Source organism: Candidatus Magnetominusculus xianensis, from assembly GCA_001541255.1.
Taxonomy (GTDB): Bacteria; Nitrospirota; Thermodesulfovibrionia; order Thermodesulfovibrionales; family Magnetobacteriaceae; genus Magnetominusculus; species Magnetominusculus xianensis.
Map to the genome: position 1 here is coordinate 1 of LNQR01000014.1, position 1,323 is coordinate 1,323.

The 1,323-nt window shown below is 40.3% G+C and carries 1 protein-coding gene and 1 tRNA gene; one reads left to right on the top strand and one right to left on the bottom strand.

Annotated elements, in window-relative coordinates; genetic code table 11:
* Positions 1-95 precede the first annotated feature (95 nt).
* Positions 96-668 carry a hypothetical protein gene (locus tag ASN18_RS01645; RefSeq protein WP_085050863.1) on the top strand — a complete coding sequence of 191 codons (573 nt, stop codon included), beginning with the start codon at positions 96-98 and terminating at the stop codon, positions 666-668.
* A gap of 390 nt (positions 669-1,058) precedes the next feature.
* Here ASN18_RS01645 and ASN18_RS01650 read toward each other — a convergent pair.
* Positions 1,059-1,131: transfer RNA gene (locus ASN18_RS01650), tRNA-Val, on the bottom strand.
* Between the last annotated feature and the right edge of the window lie 192 nt (positions 1,132-1,323).

Here is a 1,323-nt window from a genome sequence, read left to right on the forward strand (position 1 = left end):
ATATGATGGAGGTGAGTATGCGCCTGTTCGCAAGATTTAGAGTTAATGGAAATATTAATGAATTACTATCTATCTTTAGGTGATACTCTCGGGACTTGTGGAAAATAGTAAAATATGGTTATGATTTCTTTAAGCTGGTGTTCAAATTCAAGGAAAAAGGGGTAACGCCGATGGTGGATATTGACGGTAGTAATAATGAAGTTATCTTAATCGCTAATAACACCGGCACTATAAACATTAGTAAACCTGTGTCTCTCTTTATCAATACCACAGAGGGACATTTCAACAGGCTTGCGTCATTAGTAATTCCTGAGAGAATTGACACAATAACGGCGGTTGACAAGAATGGAGACGGGATAGAGCTTACCGAAGACGACAAAAGGCTGTTTTCCTCGACGACTAAGCTGTTGGATGATGTTTTTAGTATTAGATGCGACATCTACCGATATGATAAATATAGCAGGAAAGGAAAGCGGATAGTATTTGATGGGCAGGAGATACCGGAAGGATACTATTCGTTTAAGTCATTAGGCCGAACAGACCTGCTTGATATTCTTGAGAATATGCAAAAGAAAGAGATCACGGTAAAGGTACTTCAGGAAGTCCAGACAAGCGCTTCAGGTATGACAAGCATAGCCGTATTGAACATCATATCGACTGAAGAATAAGACAAAGAATCAGACTTCAGACAACCGGCCCTATCGACTAACAGTGTCAGAATATTGACGCTATTGACTAAGAAAAATCCTTGACTTAGTCATAGAAAGACCTAAAAACGCTAAAGAAACGGCATTCCCGATACTTTTTTGCAAAACCGCCTGATACATCCATAGCCCAATATTACCTATATAATACAAGCACTTACCCCAAAACCAGCCCAAAACAAGAATTGCAAAACTGCCTGATAATATATAACAAGAGGCTTACGAGGCTGAGAAAAGTGGTGAATAAGAGGGGTAAAGTTCTACCGTTTGGAGAAACGGTTCCGAATACAACCCGGACACACTTATCTGGGGGATAAATCCTAAATAACCCTTTAATATCAATGAGTAAAGGAATAGGCACGGGGGGTATCGAACCCCCGACCTCTACCGTGTCAAGGTAGCGCTCTAACCACTGAGCTACGCGCCTTTACGCAACTCCATATCTAAGGTCTATTAAACATTTTTCTCTTACTTCCTGTCAAGAATAATAGTTTCCCCAAGTTCCGATATAGCAACCGTGTTGTCAAGATTTTTTTAAGAATAGTTGAATTGCCATGGAGCCCCCGTTTTGACGATGCTGTTAAGAATAGTTAATAGCTTGCGCATACAAGCCGTGATA